At 70.0% G+C, this 15,753-nt stretch carries 15 protein-coding genes and 3 pseudogenes; 8 read left to right on the top strand and 10 right to left on the bottom strand.

The features are described 5' to 3' along the window. Positions 1 to 74: 74 nt before the first annotated feature. The gene (locus STRTUCAR8_RS26995) at positions 75 to 1,010 is read right to left on the bottom strand and encodes a lysylphosphatidylglycerol synthase domain-containing protein (protein WP_006378693.1); all 936 of its coding nucleotides are present in this window, start codon (positions 1,008 to 1,010) and stop codon (positions 75 to 77) included. Between the two features lie 4 nt (positions 1,011 to 1,014). Next, entirely contained in the window at positions 1,015 to 2,514 is a 1,500-nt protein-coding gene (locus STRTUCAR8_RS27000; RefSeq protein ID WP_006378986.1) for a hypothetical protein, read from the bottom strand. A 293-nt stretch (positions 2,515 to 2,807) separates the two neighbouring features. On the opposite strand from STRTUCAR8_RS27000, the gene STRTUCAR8_RS53505 reads away from it, so the two are divergent. Continuing rightward, positions 2,808 to 2,957, top strand: a complete 150-nt coding sequence (locus tag STRTUCAR8_RS53505) for a hypothetical protein (protein ID WP_006379254.1) — start codon at positions 2,808 to 2,810, stop codon at positions 2,955 to 2,957. A gap of 20 nt (positions 2,958 to 2,977) precedes the next feature. On the opposite strand, the gene STRTUCAR8_RS27005 is transcribed toward STRTUCAR8_RS53505, so the two are convergent. After that, positions 2,978 to 3,670: a TetR/AcrR family transcriptional regulator gene (locus STRTUCAR8_RS27005; protein WP_006379096.1), complete on the bottom strand. Its 693-nt coding sequence runs from the start codon at positions 3,668 to 3,670 to the stop codon at positions 2,978 to 2,980. A gap of 148 nt (positions 3,671 to 3,818) precedes the next feature. Here STRTUCAR8_RS27005 and STRTUCAR8_RS27010 point away from each other — a divergent pair, with 148 nt between their 5' ends. From STRTUCAR8_RS27010 to STRTUCAR8_RS55185, 3 genes are all read left to right on the top strand, one after another. Then, on the top strand, positions 3,819 to 4,490 hold the full coding sequence (locus tag STRTUCAR8_RS27010) for an SDR family NAD(P)-dependent oxidoreductase (RefSeq protein ID WP_006379203.1): 672 nt from the start codon (positions 3,819 to 3,821) through the stop codon (positions 4,488 to 4,490). Then, positions 4,487 to 5,005 carry a hypothetical protein gene (locus STRTUCAR8_RS27015; RefSeq protein WP_006378886.1) on the top strand — a complete coding sequence of 173 codons (519 nt, stop codon included), beginning with the start codon at positions 4,487 to 4,489 and terminating at the stop codon, positions 5,003 to 5,005. Before STRTUCAR8_RS27010 ends, STRTUCAR8_RS27015 begins: the two co-directional genes overlap by 4 nt. Positions 5,006 to 5,133: 128 nt before the next feature. Further along, the gene (locus STRTUCAR8_RS55185) at positions 5,134 to 5,256 is read left to right on the top strand and encodes a hypothetical protein (RefSeq protein WP_006378951.1); all 123 of its coding nucleotides are present in this window, start codon (positions 5,134 to 5,136) and stop codon (positions 5,254 to 5,256) included. 61 nt (positions 5,257 to 5,317) lie between these two features. Here STRTUCAR8_RS55185 and STRTUCAR8_RS50250 read toward each other — a convergent pair. Beyond that, a pseudogene (locus tag STRTUCAR8_RS50250) lies at positions 5,318 to 6,315 on the bottom strand (IS5 family transposase). A 172-nt stretch (positions 6,316 to 6,487) separates the two neighbouring features. Next, on the bottom strand, positions 6,488 to 7,705 hold the full coding sequence (locus tag STRTUCAR8_RS27025; RefSeq protein WP_006379157.1) for an IS110 family RNA-guided transposase: 1,218 nt from the start codon (positions 7,703 to 7,705) through the stop codon (positions 6,488 to 6,490). A gap of 427 nt (positions 7,706 to 8,132) precedes the next feature. Here STRTUCAR8_RS27025 and STRTUCAR8_RS27030 point away from each other — a divergent pair, with 427 nt between their 5' ends. Both STRTUCAR8_RS27030 and STRTUCAR8_RS27035 read left to right on the top strand, forming a co-directional pair. Then, entirely contained in the window at positions 8,133 to 9,686 is a 1,554-nt protein-coding gene (locus STRTUCAR8_RS27030) for a hypothetical protein (protein WP_044472867.1), read from the top strand. A 141-nt stretch (positions 9,687 to 9,827) separates the two neighbouring features. Continuing rightward, entirely contained in the window at positions 9,828 to 10,649 is an 822-nt protein-coding gene (locus STRTUCAR8_RS27035; protein WP_044472868.1) for an ABC transporter permease, read from the top strand. Between the two features lie 57 nt (positions 10,650 to 10,706). Here STRTUCAR8_RS27035 and STRTUCAR8_RS27040 read toward each other — a convergent pair whose 3' ends face one another. The 3 genes from STRTUCAR8_RS27040 to STRTUCAR8_RS27050 form a co-directional block, all read right to left on the bottom strand. Beyond that, positions 10,707 to 11,084: a zf-HC2 domain-containing protein gene (locus tag STRTUCAR8_RS27040; protein ID WP_006379257.1), complete on the bottom strand. Its 378-nt coding sequence runs from the start codon at positions 11,082 to 11,084 to the stop codon at positions 10,707 to 10,709. A 139-nt stretch (positions 11,085 to 11,223) separates the two neighbouring features. Then, positions 11,224 to 11,919 (bottom strand): response regulator transcription factor, encoded by a 696-nt coding sequence (locus tag STRTUCAR8_RS27045; protein ID WP_006379123.1) that lies wholly within the window; start codon positions 11,917 to 11,919, stop codon positions 11,224 to 11,226. Then, on the bottom strand, positions 11,891 to 13,129 hold the full coding sequence (locus STRTUCAR8_RS27050) for a sensor histidine kinase (RefSeq protein ID WP_044472869.1): 1,239 nt from the start codon (positions 13,127 to 13,129) through the stop codon (positions 11,891 to 11,893). The genes STRTUCAR8_RS27045 and STRTUCAR8_RS27050 overlap by 29 nt, the downstream gene beginning before the upstream one ends. A 220-nt stretch (positions 13,130 to 13,349) precedes the next feature. Here STRTUCAR8_RS27050 and STRTUCAR8_RS55190 point away from each other — a divergent pair. Continuing rightward, positions 13,350 to 13,565: pseudogene (locus tag STRTUCAR8_RS55190) on the top strand (BlaI/MecI/CopY family transcriptional regulator); the annotation flags it as partial. Between the two features lie 206 nt (positions 13,566 to 13,771). Here STRTUCAR8_RS55190 and STRTUCAR8_RS27055 read toward each other — a convergent pair. Beyond that, positions 13,772 to 14,150, bottom strand: a pseudogene (locus STRTUCAR8_RS27055) (COG4705 family protein); the annotation flags it as partial. A gap of 115 nt (positions 14,151 to 14,265) precedes the next feature. Between STRTUCAR8_RS27055 and STRTUCAR8_RS27060 the strand changes: the two are divergent. Next, positions 14,266 to 15,345: a bile acid:sodium symporter family protein gene (locus STRTUCAR8_RS27060; protein ID WP_006378849.1), complete on the top strand. Its 1,080-nt coding sequence runs from the start codon at positions 14,266 to 14,268 to the stop codon at positions 15,343 to 15,345. On the opposite strand, the gene STRTUCAR8_RS27065 is transcribed toward STRTUCAR8_RS27060, so the two are convergent. Continuing rightward, the gene (locus STRTUCAR8_RS27065) at positions 15,306 to 15,728 is read right to left on the bottom strand and encodes a sensor histidine kinase (protein WP_006378559.1); all 423 of its coding nucleotides are present in this window, start codon (positions 15,726 to 15,728) and stop codon (positions 15,306 to 15,308) included. The genes STRTUCAR8_RS27060 and STRTUCAR8_RS27065 overlap by 40 nt on opposite strands. Between the last annotated feature and the right edge of the window lie 25 nt (positions 15,729 to 15,753).

Below are 15,753 nucleotides of genomic sequence, written 5' to 3' on the forward strand. Positions count from 1 at the left end.
AAGGCGGCAGCGGCATCGCCCGACTGGGGTGCGACGTTCACGCGGGACATCCCGCCGGCCGACGGCGATCAGGGTCAGAGCACAGAACGCCGGGCCAACAGTCCCAGCACCAGCAGACCGGGTACCAGCGGCAGCCACCCGGTCAGCAGCCGGTAGCCGAACACCGCCGACACCGCCACGGATCCGGGCGCGCCCGCCGCGGTGAGCGCGAACGCCAGCGCCGCGTCCAGGGAACCCAGCCCGCCGGGGGTGGGCAGCAGCGCCGCCGCGCCACTGGCGACGAGGTAAGCCAACAGCACCTGACCGGCGGGCAGGGCGACGTCCAGCGCGCGGACGACGGCGATCACCACGGCGGCGTGCAGCAGCGCGAACGCCAGAGATCCGCCCCACAGCGCACACGCCCGCGCCCGGCTCCCGTGCACGGCCCGCACGTCGGTGCGGACCCGGGCGAGCGCCACCAGAAGGCGGCTGCGCAGCGGCTTGCTGAACGCCACGCCCGCGACGGCCGCGAGAACGAAGGGGACGCGGAGGACCGGAATCGACAGGTGTGGAGCAGCACGGGGTGAGGTCAGCAGCAGCGCGACGGCCAGGCCGACGCGCACGATGCCACCGGCAGCGGCCTTGACGGCGAGCGCGGTCGCCGAGCGGGCGGTGGACAGTCCGCAGCGGGTCAGGAAGCGCAGATTGACCGCGCTCGCCCCGACTCCGGCCGGCAGCAGATGGTTGGCCGCCGAAGCCGCGAACTGGGCCGCGACCAGCCGGCCGGCCGGCAGCCGTTCGGCCACCGCTCCTTGTTGTACGACGGCCGCGCACATCCAGGTCGACAGAGCCGCGGCGGCCGCCACCAGCAGCCAGCCCCGGTCCGCGGCGGCGAGCCGGTCGGTCCCGGCGTCCACCGCACGCCGATGAGCGGCAAGGACAGCGCAGCCCAGCACCATGACAACCAGCGCGACAGCGGCGTGCCAGGACAGGCGCCCGCTCCTCTTCGCCGATGCTTCGACGACGCTCATCGCGTCACCGCGCCTGGGCGGCGGAGGGCCCCACGAACACCGGCATGCCGCCTGCCTGGTGCCGGGCCCACCCGCGGGCGTATGCGGGTGGTCGACCGTCCGGCGTCGCGAGGACGGCGACCGGCTGATGCCGGGCAGCCTGCCGAATGGCGCTCGCCGTCGTGTTGGCGTTGTGGCCCCCGGTCGCGACGGAGGAACAGCCCGCGTAGAAGGCGATCGGAACGGCTTCGTACCCGGTGAGCAGGCAGGGCGGGCGTACGCCGAGCCGGTGCAGGTCGGCCGCGGTGCGGGCCCAGTCGTCGTGGGCCGCGGTAGTGCGGTGCACGGTGCGCTCCAGCACCACGTACTGGATGGCGAGGTGCCCGGTCAGCCCAAGCGTCACCAGCGTCACGGCCGCCACACGCCATACCCCACTCGTGGCCGTGACCAGGCGGAACAGTGCGTCTGCCACCGGAATCGCGAGCAGCGCGTAGGCAGGCAGCAGGAAACGGGGCGCGGCGTACCCGATCAGGAACAGGTACGGAAACGCTGCCGAGCCCGCGCAGACCAGCAGGACGAGCATGGCCGTCGCGCGCCGGGCGCGGAGCGCCAGGACGAGGGCGAGGACGGCGAGCAGAGGAAGGGCGTACCACCAGGCCGTCACCACCGGGTTGGGCATCGCCCCGGTACACGGCCGGCACAGGGAGCGTCCGCCGAGGCTGCGCAACTGGTCGCCGGCGGCGATGTGCCAGCCGAGGCCGCCCTGGATGCGGGAGGCGTCGGACAGGCGCTGCCCCAGGCCGCCGTAGGAGACGTACGCCTCGATCACCCACTCGCCCGCTCCGGCGACCAGGCCGGCGACCAGGGCGAGCAGCAGCCGGGGGTGCCGCCAGCGTCGTACGCCCACCTGCAGGCCGAGCAGCGGAAGGACCGCCCAGACGGCATCCATGGGCCGCATCCAGGCCATCAGCGCCACGCTCGCGCCCACGCCCCACAGGGCTGTCCGAGTGGAGCGGTCCGCCTGGGCGCGCAGGAAATATCCGGTACCGGCCAGGGCGCCGATCGCCACCCAGAAGTTGGGCATGGCCTGCGGCGCGTAGAACAGGGTGACCCAGAGCGTCGCGAACAGAGCGCCCGCAGCGGCAAGGACCCGGGTCGGGAACAGCCCCCGCCAGGCGCGCAGTGCCAGGAACAGGCCGAGTCCGGACAGCAGCGCCAGGTAGACGCGCAGCAGCACGGTGGACGACGACCAGGAGGCGATGGGGGCGACCAGCAGGGGGACCCCGCGGGCGCGCGGTGCGCTGAAGAACGCGGCAGGGGCGTGGCCGCCGACCTGGCTGACGTAAACGGTCTCGTCCCAGCCCAGACCCATTCCCGGTCGTACGAAGGCGAGTTGGGCGAGCGTGAAGGCGGCCGCGACCAAGGCGAGCGAGTACGGCGCTGTGCCGCGTCGCGCGGTACCGGCTGTCGGCGGCGCTCCGGGGCGCCGCCTGCCGGTGAGCGGGATGTTCAAGGTCTTGACCATCGTGCACCCTTCATTCCTACAAGTTGTAGGACCTCTTCACCTTGCAAGGTGTGGGATTGGAGATGGAATGGTCTAAATATTGGCAAACTATCCCGCTCTCTCGGGTAGTGCAGGGCGATGGAGACCGGGGGTGCCTGTTGAATCGGCACGGAGCGCGTGCCGGTGTGGACCCAGGCCATCTAGGGCCTGTTCTGAGTTGAGGTCACGGGAGGGCTGGAAGGCTGCGTAACCAGAGGATGGACCCGCGCAGGTGGAGTCCTGCGGCGTAGCTCTCGGGTGTCTTGTCATAGCGAGTGGCCAGCCCTGAGGCGGCCTTCGAGGCGCACGCCGTGTCGCCGGTGCACGCGGAGGTCACCAAACGCCTCCGCGAACTCTGCGTCGCGGGGACGGAGGCGTACCGGCTCGGCCTGGTCGCCGGGAAGGGGCTCCCCGCGGCGTCTTGAGACAACGCGCGTCTCGACGGTCAGGTGCCGCAGGCCCCGTTTCCGCCGAGGCTGATCATGGCGCGGTACAGCTGCTCGCCGGTGAGCGGCGGCGCCGGCAGCAGGTGGGCGCGGTCGGTTCGGAAGCCGTCGAGCAGAAGGTAGAGGTGGCGGCGCCAGGCGTTTGGGGCGATGGCGTGGGTGGCCTCGGTGACGCGGCTGTGCGACCAGATGACGAAGGCGAGGTCCTCGGGGGTGAGGTCGGGGCGCAGGCTGCCCTGTTCCTGCGCTCGCTCGACGATGTGTACACCGAGTTCGCGGATGCGGGTCTGGGCGCCCGCCAGGCAGGCGCTCTCCGGCAGTCGTATGGAGGCCAGGTCGTTGAACCCCCGGTCCTGTGACTGGAGTTCGCACATGGTCTCCAGGAAGTGGCACAGCCCCGCCCAGGCGTCGTCCATGGTGACGGCCTTCTCGGCGGCCTCCCGCCAGAGGGCCAGCTTCTCGGCGAAGGTCGCCTGCACCAGGTCCAGCCGGGTGGGGAAGTGCCGGTACAGCGTGCCGATGGCCAGCCCGGCCCGCTTGGCCACCTGCTCCAGGGGGGCCTCCAGGCCCTGCTCGGCGAAGCAGGAGCGGGCCGCGGTGAGCAGGGCCTCGCGATTGCGCTGCGCGTCGCGCCGCAGGGGGCGGACAGGGGCCGGGTTCCCGGCGGAGGCGGACGGAGGGTCGATGGCCATGTCCCTCAGGCTACCAACCGGAGGGATGCCTCATGTTCTCTGCTACGCTCCAGAACATGAGGCATCCCTCGACTTTCAGTCCTGGCCGCTGTCGTGGCGGGAGGTGCCCCTCATCGATCCGACCCGTCCGACCAGAGGAGCACCACCCATGCCCGTCATCGCTGTCATCGGGGCAGGCCCAGGCCTGGGCCTGTCCATCGCCCGCCGCTTCGGAAGGGAGGGTTTCCAGGTGGCCCTGGTCTCCCGGACCCAGGACAAGCTCGACGCGCTCGCCGCGCGGCTCGCCGAGGAGGGCATCGAGGCTGTGGGCTTCGCCGCGGACGTGACGCGTCCCGACTCGCTGCAGTCGGCGCTCGCCGCGGCCGCCGACCGGTTCGGGGCGGTCGACGTACTGGAGTACTCGCCCGCCGACCCCACGTTCGCCGGCGCCGCCGCCGTCGACGCTACGGCGCAGGACCTCCACAAGCAGCTCGACTACTACTTGTACGGAGCGGTTGCCGCGGTCCGTCAGGTGTTGCCCGCCATGCTCGAACGCGGCAGTGGCACCCTGCTGTTCTCCACGGGTGCCTCCTCGGTCCGGCCGAGCGGCGGCGCGTTCGGCAGCATCGGCGTCGCGGCGGCGGCCCTGCGCAACTACGCCATGGCCCTGGGCATCGACCTCGCCGAGCACGGGGTGCACGCCGCGCACGTGGCGATCGGGGTGTTCATCGGCAGCGGTCCCGGCACCGAGCCCGAGACCATCGCCGAGCACTACTGGGACGCCTACACCAAGCGCGACCAGGCCGAGATCGTCCACACCGTCCCCGGCGGCATCCGGTGAGCACCTCCGGCACGCCCGCGGCGAACACGGCCAGGCCACCCATGGTGAAGATCTTCCGGGCCGCCAACAAGGTCGTACGGCCGCTGCTCGCCTCCCGCTTCCACAAGCCGCTGAGCGGGCGCCTGATGCTCCTCACGTACAAGGGGCACAGGACGGGTCGCGAATTCACGGTCCCCATCGGCTACTTCGACTGGGATCTCGGCACGGTGCTCGCCATGTCCTCCCAGCTCGGCTGGATCCCCAGCATGCGCGAAGGGTCCGCCGTCCGGCTGCGCATCCGGGGCCAGGACCACGCCGCTGTCCCGACGGTCGTCGAAGACCCTGAGGAAGTCGCCGCCCTGCTGGGTGAGTTCGGCCGGCGCAAAGGGCGCAAGGCCGCCAAGGGGCTGATGCTCGGCCTCCCGGGCGACCGGCAGCCCACCGACGACGAGCTGCGCACGGCCGCCGCCAAGACCCGCTTGGTCTGCTTCCGGATGGAGCCCGAGCGGCCGGGCCGGCAGCACTCGACCGGCTGATGCGGTCGACGGAGGCCCTTCTCGCCCGCAAGCACTCCAACTATGAGCGCCAGGAGTGGATCATCACCGAGGCCCTGGCCGACCGCTAGCCGGCCCCTGCACGGCAGCAGGCACTCCGGCTGGTCGCCATGGCCGGAGTCGGCACACTGCCCCTGGCCATCGAGATCTGGAGCAGCCTGGAACGCCGTGGGCCGCTGGCCGATCATCTGGACGAGGCTTTCGCGGCAGTGCGATCCGAGTTGATCCGGTGACTCGCCGACTGCGCCGGACCCGCGGCTCGCACTCCGGCTAGGGCCAAGTTCTGAGTTGAGGTCACGGGAGGGCTGGAAGGCTACGTAACCAGAGGATGGACCCGCGCAGGTGGAGTCCTGCGGCGTAGCTCTCGGGTGTCTTGTCATAGCGGGTGGCCAGCCCCCGCCATTCCTTGAACTTGTTGATGGCGCGCTCGACTGTGTTGCGATCTTTGTACAGCGTGGCGTCATGGCTGACAGGGCGGCCGCCGGAGCGTCCCTTCTTCTTGCGGTTGGCGGCCTGGTCGGTCTTTTCCGGGATCACCGCCTTGATGTTGCGTCTGCGCAGGTGGGCGCGGTTGGCACGGGAGGAGTACGCCTTGTCGCCGACCGCTGCGTCCGGCCGGGTCCTGGGGCGGCCGAGGGGACCGCGCACCTTGATCTTCTTGAGGACCGGGATGAAGCGCGGGCTGTCCGCGGCCTGCCCGGGGGTGAGGATGATGGACAGCGGGCGGCAGCGCCGCTCGACGGCGAGGTGGACCTTGCTGGTGAGCCCGCCCCGGGAGCGGCCCAGTTCGGCGGCCCGTAGTCGGGCCCTGCGGCGTCGGTGCACGGCGCGGCGCTGTTCCCGCTCGGGATCCTCCCTGTTCGCGGACCCCTCGCCTGCGGCGTCGTTTTGCCCCTTTGCCGCAGCCCCTTTTCCTCCGCCACGGCCTTCTCCAAGTCCTCAAGGAGCTCCGGGGCGACGACCATGCCCGCCGCGTGGTGATGCGCGCGGGCAACGGTCGAGTCCACGCTGACCAGGCTGAGATCGACGTCGTCGCGGGCCGCCGCCTCGGCGATCATCGCTTCCATGAGGGTCTGGAAGACTTCGTCACGCGCCCACGTCCGGAACCGGTCATAGATCGTCGACCAGGAGCCGTAGCTCTCCGGCACATCCCGCCAGGTGCTGCCGGTACGGAACCGCCACATCACCGCGTTGAAGTAGCTGCGCAGGTCAGGAATCGGTCCGAACGCCCCCAGCGGCAGGTGCGGCTCGATCAACTCCCACTCGGCATCGGTCAGATCACCACGAGTCACGCGACCGGTCTACCGCAGCCAGCACCCTCCTGAAGCGGGAATGACCGATCCCGTGATCTCAACTCAGAACATGCCCTAGAACGCACACACCAGAAAACGCGGACGTCCTTTCGCCTTACGATGACGCCGCGCGCTGATCCACCAGGGACGACGGGACTTCCCAATGCTGATGTCAACCCGCAGCTGCAACTAGAAGTGGCGCCTGATAGCACGCTCCGTCACGGATCATCGCCCACAGAACGTTGACGCGACGACGAGCCAGGGCAAGCAAAGCCTGCTTGTGGCCTTTCCCTTCTCGCCGCTTGCGTTGGTAGTACACCTTGGAGTCAGGACAGGACTTGAGGCTGGCCATCGCCGACAAGTACATGGTCCGGAGCAGACCGCGGTGATAGCGGCGGGGTCTGCGCAGGTTGCCGCTGACACGGCCCGAGTCTCGGGGCTGCGGGGCGAGACCCGCGAAGCCGGCCAGGCGGTCGGCACTGCCGAAGGCGTCCATGTCGCCGCCCGTTGCGGCGATGAACTCCGCGCCGAGCCTGGTGCCCATGCCGGGCAGGCTGCGGATCACGCCGGCCAGCGGATGTTCATGAAACCGGGCTTCGATGAGGGCGTCGAGTTCCGCAATCTCTTCTTCGAGGGCCATCACTGCCCTTGAGAGGCGAACCACCATCGCGGCGGCCAGCGTCTCGCCGGGCAGCGCGGCGTGTTGAGCCTGGGCGGCTTCCGCCACGGCGTGAGCCAGTGCGGCAGCACCTTTAACTTTGCGGTTCTTGAGCCAGGTCTCGATCCGCTTCGCGCCTGCTCGCCTGATTGCGGCCGGAGTCTGGTATCCCGTCAGCAGCATCACCGGACCTTTGTTGGTCAAATCCAGTGCCCGCTCCAACGCAGGGAAGATCTCCAGCAGTTGGGCGCGGAGCCGGTTGATCTGACGGGTGCGATCGAAGACGAGGTCCAGACGTCTGGTCGTCAGCGTGCGCAGGTCGATGGCGATCTCGTCGCCGGGCCTGAGCAGTCCCAGGTCCCGGCGGATGCGTGCCTGGTCGGCGATGACGAAGGCGTCCTTCGCGTCGGTCTTTCCCTCGCCGCGGTAGGTTGCCGCGGCCCGGTGCACCGCCAGGCCGGTGAGGTAGGCGACAGACTGGCCATGAGCGGTGAGCAGACCGATCAGCAGGGCAGCACCGCCATGGTTAAGGTCGACGGCCCACAACACGTCATCGGATTTCTCCAACACGTCGCCGATCAGTGTCAGCAGTTCGGTCTCATCATTTCGGATCCGGCGGGACAACAGCCTTTTGCCCTCCGCGTTGATCGCCACGGCGTAGTGATGTGTCTTGCCGATGTCCACACCGGCCCAGATGTCGGGCACGTTCCCCTCCGCCAACTCGTCGCACATGGAACCCGCAGACGACCTCGCCGGCGTTGTCCTACAGCAGCGATCAAGTCGCGTATCCCAATTGGCGGTCGGGTCGTCGTGGGGCTTCGGGCGGCCAAGTCCCGTAAGCCATCTCGCGGCTCAACCTTTACAGCCATACCCGAAGCCCCCGGGCCCTCCGATCCTACGAACGACCAGAGCAGGCCCACGTCAAGAAGGTAGGACAGCCCTTAGCCTCGTTTCGGTGCATATCGGAAACAGGGCGCCAGGACGCGAGCCGGCGCCCGATCGAAGGCTCGAGCCAGGTTCCGAGTACCCCTCAGCCACCAGTCCCACGGTGGAGAACGCTCCCGCCGTGTACGGGAGTGGAAGGGCGGGCAGCGAGGCCGGCCACAGAGGCGGGCCCTGCAACCCGGCCGCGCCCGAGCCCTCCATCTTCAGGTGGCGCGTGCCTCTTGCCGCAACCGCGGTCGCCGTCCCCCTCTACGTTCTGTGGGCGGCGTTCCTCGCTACCGGAGGAGGCGATCTCGCGGCTCAACTCGCGTGGACCGGGTTCATGGCGCGCCACCCTGGATCCGCATACAACCTGTCGTGGTACGGCGGCATACACATCTTCAACTACAGCCTTCTCGCCCCGGTGGCGATGGCGACGTTCGGTGTCAGGACGGTGTCCGTGGCCGCCGGACTCGCCGGGACCTGGGCTCTGGCGTCCCTGCTCGTCCGGGCGAAAGTCCGGGGCGCGCTATGGTCCGCACTGCTGGGAGCACTGGCTGTGTGGTGCAACGTGGCGTCCGGACGGAGCACGTTCACGCTGGGCACGGCCGTCGGGCTGCTGGCGCTTCTCGCACTCCAGTTCTCCCACAGACGGGTTGCCACCGTGACGTGCGCGGTGCTGGCCGCTCTCAGCGCGTGTACAAGTCCGGTCGCCGGAGCCTTCCTCACTGTGGCCGGTGCCGCGTATCTGCTGGACCGGCAGTGGGCGAAGGCCGCCTCACTCATCGCTCCGCCCGTCCTGCTGACCGGCGCGGTCACCCTGATGTTCCCTTTCACCGGCGAGCAACCCATGTCCAGGGACAAGCTGTGGATTCCGCTGATCCTCTGCGCGGCCCTGGGGTGGGCAGCGCCTCGCGGCTGGCGCCTCGTGCGCTACAGCGCGGTCGCCTACGCCATCGGCGTCCTCGTGACTTTCTCCCTCGCGTCGCCGATGGGTGCGAACGTCGACCGGCTGGCCATGCTCACCGGGCCCCCTGTTCTCTTCGCGGCGTTGTTGACCCGCTTCCCGATCCGCGCGCCGCGTCACGCCCTCCCGCACGCAGCACTTGCGACCATGCTGGTCACCTGCGCAGGCTGGATGATCAGTAACACATACGACGATGCGGCTGCCTCCCGCCCCTTGCCGTCATGGGCCGAAAGCACCGACGGCGTGATCGCCGCGCTCGACCGGCTGCACGCGGACCGCACTCGCGTCGAGGTCGTCCCCACCCGTACCCACCGCGAGGCATACCTTCTCGCCCCGCACGTCAATATGGCACGCGGCTGGAACCGTCAGCTCGACGTCGAGCGTGGTCGCCTCTTCTACGACGGCACATTCAGTGCCACGAAGTACCGCGCATGGCTGGATCGTTGGGCAGTGGGCCTGGTCGTCCTGCCTCTCGGTCAACCCGACGGCGCCGGCCTCAGCGAAGCCAGCCTCGTCAAGCACCCACCAGGGTGGCTCAAGCCCGTATGGCGAGACAACGGCTGGGCCGTCTACCGCTTGCAGGAACCCGAACCACTGGTGTCCGCTCCGGCAACCGCCCTCCGCAAAGACGAAGCAAGCCTCGTCGTACACATGCCCTCGCCAGGGTCAACAATCGTACGGATCGCCTACTCTCCCTGGCTCAACGCACCAGGCGCATGTATCGAACACACTGGTGTCTGGACTCGGCTCAAGGCCCCCAGACGAGGCGACTACCAACTCGGATCGGCCTATCGCCTCCCGAGATCGGACGGCTGCGGCTGAACATCGGGGCGGTACGCACACCGGGGCAGAGCCCACACCTTGCCTCGATCGAATCACGTGTCATGACTGCTGAGACGCCTTGGGAGCACGCGGGATCAGGCTGGACACCGACCCGGGCAGCGGGCTCCTAAGGTGGGAGACGTGACTTCGAGCGCGGCGTCTCTGCTACCGGTCAACATATCCCTGGGTGTCCTGCTCACCGTGCTGCTCCTGGTGGCGGCGGCGGTCGCGGGCTGGTTCCGTCTCGACCCTCACCCGTACAAGAACAGGGCGCGGGAGATCCTCGTCGCCGGGTTCCGTGCCGCCGTCCAGCTCGCCGTGGTCTCGGTGGTCATTGCCTGGGCCGTCAAGTCCGTGCTGGGGCTGTTGGCGTTCCTCGTCATGATGTTCACGGTGGCGGTGCGTACGGCCGGCCGGAGAATCACCAGCAATCACACCTGGTGGCTGACGGCCGCCCCGATCGCCTCCGGCGTGCTCCCGGTCGTCGCGGCGCTCCTGCTGACAGGACTCGTCCCCGTGAAGGGCATCGCCCTGATCCCGATCACCGGCCAGCTCATCGGCGGCGCGCTCACCGTGACCGTACTGGCCGGACGGCGCGCCCTGGACGAGCTGACCCAGCGCCACGGCGAGGTGGAAGCCGCGATGGCACTGGGCTTCCCGGACCGGGACGCACGGATGGAGATCGCGCGCCCCGCGGCCTCCGACGCACTCCTGCCCGGCCTCGACCAGACCCGCACCGTCGGGCTGGTCACGCTCCCCGGCGCGTTCGTCGGCATGCTCCTGGGAGGTGCCGGCCCCGTCATGGCCGGAGCGGTGCAGTTGTTCGTCCTGATCGCGCTCATGGCCGTGCAGTCCGTCGCGGTCGCGGTGACGCTCGAACTCGTCGCCCGTCACCACCTGCACCGCCCGGGCCCGGGCACCGCGCCGACCGGCCCGCCACGCAAGATCAGACCGCCGACGTGAGTAGTCCTGTCGGGCCGTGTTTCCCGAGCGCATCAGTGGCAGCGGGGCGGGGTCTGCTCACCTGATGGACGACGTGGTCCTGCTGACCCACTGGGACAGCGTGATCTGCATGGTCACGGCCGAAGGGTCTGGCCTGCCGCGACGGGGCGAGGCGTGGCGGCGATCGGCGTGGGTGGCCGCGCACGCCCGCGTGTGTCGGCCTCTGTCACACGCCAGGGCGTCGCGCAGCAGGGACAGGTGCGCGGGCACGGATGCGCGGCAGTCGTGTGTGTCCCGGCATGTGTCGCAGGTTGCCAGGTGAGCCCGCACCGCGCTCGCCTCCTCGGGGGCGGGCGTCTTGAGCGCGTGGCCGCACAGTAGTTCACGGACCGTGCGGCATTCCTCGATGGCCGTCTTCTCGCCGGACTTCTCGGTCAGGCAGTGGGCTTCTGTCATGGCGAAACCTCCGTTCCAGGTCTCACCCTCGCCCACGAAGGGCCGTCGGCGCGTCGTCCCCGCGCAGCGATTTTTGGCTACCACGGTCGCGGTACATATCCCGTCGGCCTACTGCCGGGGTGAACAGCGGAACATCGCCCTATGCGGGCACCTGCGGGTGCCTTGGTTCGGACGCCGAGCTGACCAGCCCGCACTGGTAGGCGATGACCACGAGCTGGGCACGGTCACGCACTGCCAGCTTGCTCATGGCCCGGTTGATGTGGGTCTTGGCGGTCAGCGGGCTGACGAACAGGCGGTGGGCGATCTCGTTGTTGGTCAGGCCCAGCGCCACGAGGGTCGTGACGTCGCGTTCCCGCGGCGTCAAGCACTCCAGCCGCGCGTGTACGGCTGCTGGGCATGGATCCGGCTGGGCCAGAAATCGCGTGATCAACGCTCGGGTCGCCGACGGGGACAGCAGCGCCTCGCCGTCCGCGACGGTGCGGACGGCATCGAGAAGCTCCTCTGGTCGCGCGCCCTTGCCGAGAAAGCCGCTCGCACCCGCGCGCAGGGCCTCGGCGACGTGCTCGTCATCCTCGAAGGTGGTCAGGACGAGCACCCTCACGCCTGCGAGGTCTTCGGATTCCTTGATGAGACGTGTCGCCTCGATGCCGTCCATCTCCGGCATGCGGATGTCCATCAGAACCACATCCGGTCGCTCCGCGGCGGCCAACTCGACCGCCTCGCGTCCGTTGGACGCCTCGGCCACGGTCTCCATGTCATCCGTGGCGTCGAACAGCATGCGGAACGTGCCCCGCAACAGGGCCTGGTCATCGGCAAGCAGTAGACGAATCGTCATGCCCATTTCTCCGATCCCGCTCCGGGCCGGGGCAGCCGGCGCGCAGCGGCAGTTCGGCGGTCACGGTGAAGCCGCCCTCAGCGCGGGGCCCCGCATACAGCCTGCCCCCGATGGTGGCAGCCCGCTCGCGCATCCCGATCAGCCCGTGACCGGCCCCAGGGCGAGCAAGGTGCGGTCGGGCGGACCCGTCGTCCTCCACGGTGATCGTCAGCCGTCCACGTTGGTAGTGCAGGAACAACCGGGCGCGGTCGGCTCCGGCGTGCTTGCGCACGTTGGTCAGGGACTCCTGCACGATGCGGTACGCGGCCAGGTCGGCCGCCGGCTCCAGTGGTTCGGCCGTGCCGCGCCGGGCGTGGCTCACGGCCAGCCCGGCGCGCTCGAACGACGCCAGCAGGGCCGGTACCTGCGCGAGGCCCGGCATCGGGTCGCGAGACGCGACCGGGTCGTCGGACTGCCGGAGCAGGCCCACGGTCACCCGCAGTTCGTCCAGCGCGGAGCGGCTTGTGTCCCGGATGTCCTCCAGAGCCGTGAGGATTTGTTCCGGTCGCTGGTCCACCAGATGGACGGCGACGCCTGCCTGAGCGTTGATCAAGGCGATGTGGTGCGCGACGATGTCGTGCAGGTCACGTGCGATGCGGACGCGTTCGGCCGCCACACGCTGCTGTGCCTCCTGCTCACGAGTGCGCTCCGCGTGCTCAGCCCGTTCCTCCACGGCCGCCACATAGGCGCGGCGTGAACGCACCCCGTCCCCGACGGCGGCCGGCAGAGCTGTCCAAGCCAGCATCGCGGCCTTCTCCGGGTCCAGCCACGACGCCGGCGCGCCCAACACGGCGGCGCTGACCAGGACGGCGGCCGAGACAGCTGCCACGGTCCAGGCGGTACGCCGGTTGGTCCGTACGGCCACGTTGTAGACAGACAACAGAACCGGGCTTGTCACCAGCGGGCTGTCTCGAACCCCGAGCAGTTGAAAGACCACCCCACAGCCAATGGTGACGGCCAGTACGCCGAACGGGTGGCGATGCCGCCACACCAACGCGGAGCAGCCGACGGCTGCCAGAGCCACGGTGGGCCACCGCACCACGAACTGGTGCTGGTGCGGTTGGACCGAGGCAGCCACGACTGACAGCCCGAACAGCACGGCCGAGCCCAACGCGTCCAAGGCGCGGATCCGACCTTGCGCTCCCCGTCCCCAACTGTTGATCACCGCCATATCACCACCGTAGTTTCGACGGCCGGATCAGGAGTTTCGACGGCCGGATCAGGCATCGTCTCGCCACGACACGGGGCACGCGGCGCGAGGGCGGCGCGAGGGGCATTCCTGGTCCCGCGTCTTCTGGTCGGCGCCGAGGCCGGGGCAGCTCTGACCGCCGACCGATCGGGTCCGGGGGCCGCGCGCATCCCCCAGAGCGGAACTACGCAAGGCGGGCGAACTGGAGAGCGAGGTCCGCGGCGCGCTGTGGGCCGCCGCTCAGCCCTTGACGCCTGCCGAGACCCAGGCGGAGATCGGCGGCGGACCCGCCCACAACACCGTGCACACCATTCTCAGGCGCCTGTACGACAAGGGATTGGTGCTGCGCGACGCGGAAGGACGGCGGGGTGGGTACCGGCCCGCCAAGCACGCCGCCGAACTGACCGCCAAGGCCATGCACGCGGCGCTCTACCGCGGCCCCGCCCCGAGGCCGGCATCGTGTCGATCAGCCCGTCAAGCAGGGGGACGGCGGCTCCCGCTGCGCGCCCAGGCCGGGGCCGGTGAAGCGCGGCGTCAAAACGCGCCGCCAGTACTGGTGATCACCGAGCTCGGTGTCGAAGTTCGACTGCGGGACGAACATGGCCGCGTCCCACAACCGCGGCGACACGACCGTCAGGAGGACGGCGAACACCGCGGTGGTGGTCTCCAGCGGTACGCCCAGGTTGTCGGTCAGGTTGTCACTGACCAGGGTGCCGACGACACTGATCAGGGCCACGGCCGTCCAGTACACGCCGGGCCGGTAGGCGGTGGTGCGGAACTGGACGACGAGGACCACCGCAAGCAGCGCGCTCATCAGCAGCGACACACCGGTCAGGCCCAGTCCGGCCTTCTCGTTCAGCAGGTCGGCCGCGGTCTCGCCGACCGTCGTGCACAGCACCTTGATCACCCAGAAGTACACGGTGACTTCGGGCACCTTGTTCCAGCGCAGACGGTGGCCGGGGGCCAGCGGGAACCTGAACACATCCTGACTGCCGCGCGGCATCACCCGCCCCCGCCGGCCCGCGCGGGGAACATGTCTGCCATGCACAGCGACACGGCCCACCCGGTCATACCGGCGCTCCGTCCCAGCTCAGCCCCCACGACGGAAGCGTGCTGCCATGACCATCCCCCACTCCCACGGCCGCACCTGTGCCGACCACGCGACGCACTGGCTGCGCCGCCGTCTCGGACGGGCCGTCGCGCTCGCGTATCTCGCCGCCGTGCTGCTGCCCGGCCCGGGCCGGTGGCTGCGCCACACGCATACCCTGGCGGGGACTGGGCTTCCCCTGCACATGGCCCCGTTACTGCTCTCGCTGGTCCTGTTCTCGGCCGGACTGCAGGTCCCCGTGCGCGCGCTGGGACAGTTGCTGCGGCGGCCCCGGGCCCTGCTGGCGGGGCTGATCCTGCATCTTGCGGCGCCGCTGCTGATCATCCCGCTGGTGGCGCTTTTGCTGCGCCGCTCGCCGGACGCCGACGGTGGCAGCGGTCTGGTCACCGCGATGATCCTGATCGTCGCGATGCCGGTGGCCGCGGGGGCGACGGTCTGGACCGGCAAGGGGCACGGTGACCAGCCGACCATGGTCGGTCTCGTCCTCGCGTCCACGCTGGTCAGCCCGCTCACGATCCCCGTGACGGTGGGCGCGCTGGCTCCGCTGCTCAGCGGCGGCTACCCGGACGCGCTGGGCCCGGTCAGGGACACGATGAACAGCGGTTTCGCCTTCACACAAGTCGTACTGCCATGCGCGGCGGGCCTCATGTGCCGTCTCGTCCTGCCGGCGCGGCTGCTGGAGGGTGCGGTGCGCTGGACCGTGCCCGTGGCGCTGGCCGGCTCGGTGGTCCTGACGTACGTGAACGCGAGCGGCGCCCTGGGTGCCTTCCTGGCCCATCCCCGTCCGCTGCTGCTGATCGCGGCACCGGTCGTGGCGGCGGTCGTATGCGCGCTGTCCTTCGCGGTAGGACGGCTCGCGGCGCGCGTCCTGCGTCTGGACGCCCCGGCCGCCTCCTCTCTCACCCTCGCCTGCGGGATGAACAACAGCAGTGCGAGCGCGGTCCTGATCACCACGACCCTGCCCGACAAGCCGCACCTGCTGCTGCCGGTCCTCGCGTACGGGCTGTTGCAGAAGACGGCCGCGAACAGGGTCGTACGGATGACCCGCCCTCAGCACCCGCCCGGACCGCCCTGCCCGGCCTCGTCCTGAGGATCCGCATCGCCCCGGCGACCGTCCGACTCGTTCCGGTCGTCCGCCCCGTGTACTCCTGCGGCCCGAACCGGGAGCAGCAGCGTGAACGTTGTCGGCGCGCGGTTCGCCAGGGAGAGCCGGCCCCCGAGGGAGACAGCGAGGTCGCGGGCGAGCGCGAGACCGATGCCCGTGCCCGCCCCGCCCTCGGTGTGCCCGCGCTCGAACAGCCGCGCGGAGTCACCGTCTGCCGTGCCCTCGTCGGCGATGTCCAGGGCGAGGGCGTCGTCGAGGTCGCGGACCGTGACGCGCACGGTGCCGTGTCCGTGGAGGCGGGCGTTGTCGAGCAGCACGCCGAGGATCTCGGCGACGGGCCCGCCCGGGACGCGTACGTCGTCCGGCACCTCGCCCGTATCGCACTCCAGGCGT

This window comes from Streptomyces turgidiscabies Car8, from assembly GCF_000331005.1.
GTDB lineage: Bacteria > Actinomycetota > Actinomycetes > Streptomycetales > Streptomycetaceae > Streptomyces > Streptomyces turgidiscabies.

Bases quoted from the DNA above. Each gene is read 5' to 3' on its own strand.
- STRTUCAR8_RS26995 (WP_006378693.1), bottom strand. From the start codon at position 1,010: ATGAGCGTCGTCGAAGCATCGGCGAAGAGGAGCGGGCGCCTGTCCTGG.
- STRTUCAR8_RS27000 (WP_006378986.1), bottom strand. From the start codon at position 2,514: ATGGTCAAGACCTTGAACATCCCGCTCACCGGCAGGCGGCGCCCCGGA.
- STRTUCAR8_RS27005 (WP_006379096.1), bottom strand. From the start codon at position 3,670: ATGGCCATCGACCCTCCGTCCGCCTCCGCCGGGAACCCGGCCCCTGTC.
- STRTUCAR8_RS27010 (WP_006379203.1), top strand. From the start codon at position 3,819: ATGCCCGTCATCGCTGTCATCGGGGCAGGCCCAGGCCTGGGCCTGTCC.
- STRTUCAR8_RS55185 (WP_006378951.1), top strand. From the start codon at position 5,134: ATGGCCGGAGTCGGCACACTGCCCCTGGCCATCGAGATCTGGAGCAGC.
- STRTUCAR8_RS27025 (WP_006379157.1), bottom strand. From the start codon at position 7,705: ATGTGCGACGAGTTGGCGGAGGGGAACGTGCCCGACATCTGGGCCGGT.
- STRTUCAR8_RS27040 (WP_006379257.1), bottom strand. From the start codon at position 11,084: ATGACAGAAGCCCACTGCCTGACCGAGAAGTCCGGCGAGAAGACGGCC.
- STRTUCAR8_RS27045 (WP_006379123.1), bottom strand. From the start codon at position 11,919: ATGACGATTCGTCTACTGCTTGCCGATGACCAGGCCCTGTTGCGGGGC.
- STRTUCAR8_RS27050 (WP_044472869.1), bottom strand. From the start codon at position 13,129: ATGGCGGTGATCAACAGTTGGGGACGGGGAGCGCAAGGTCGGATCCGC.
- STRTUCAR8_RS27060 (WP_006378849.1), top strand. From the start codon at position 14,266: ATGACCATCCCCCACTCCCACGGCCGCACCTGTGCCGACCACGCGACG.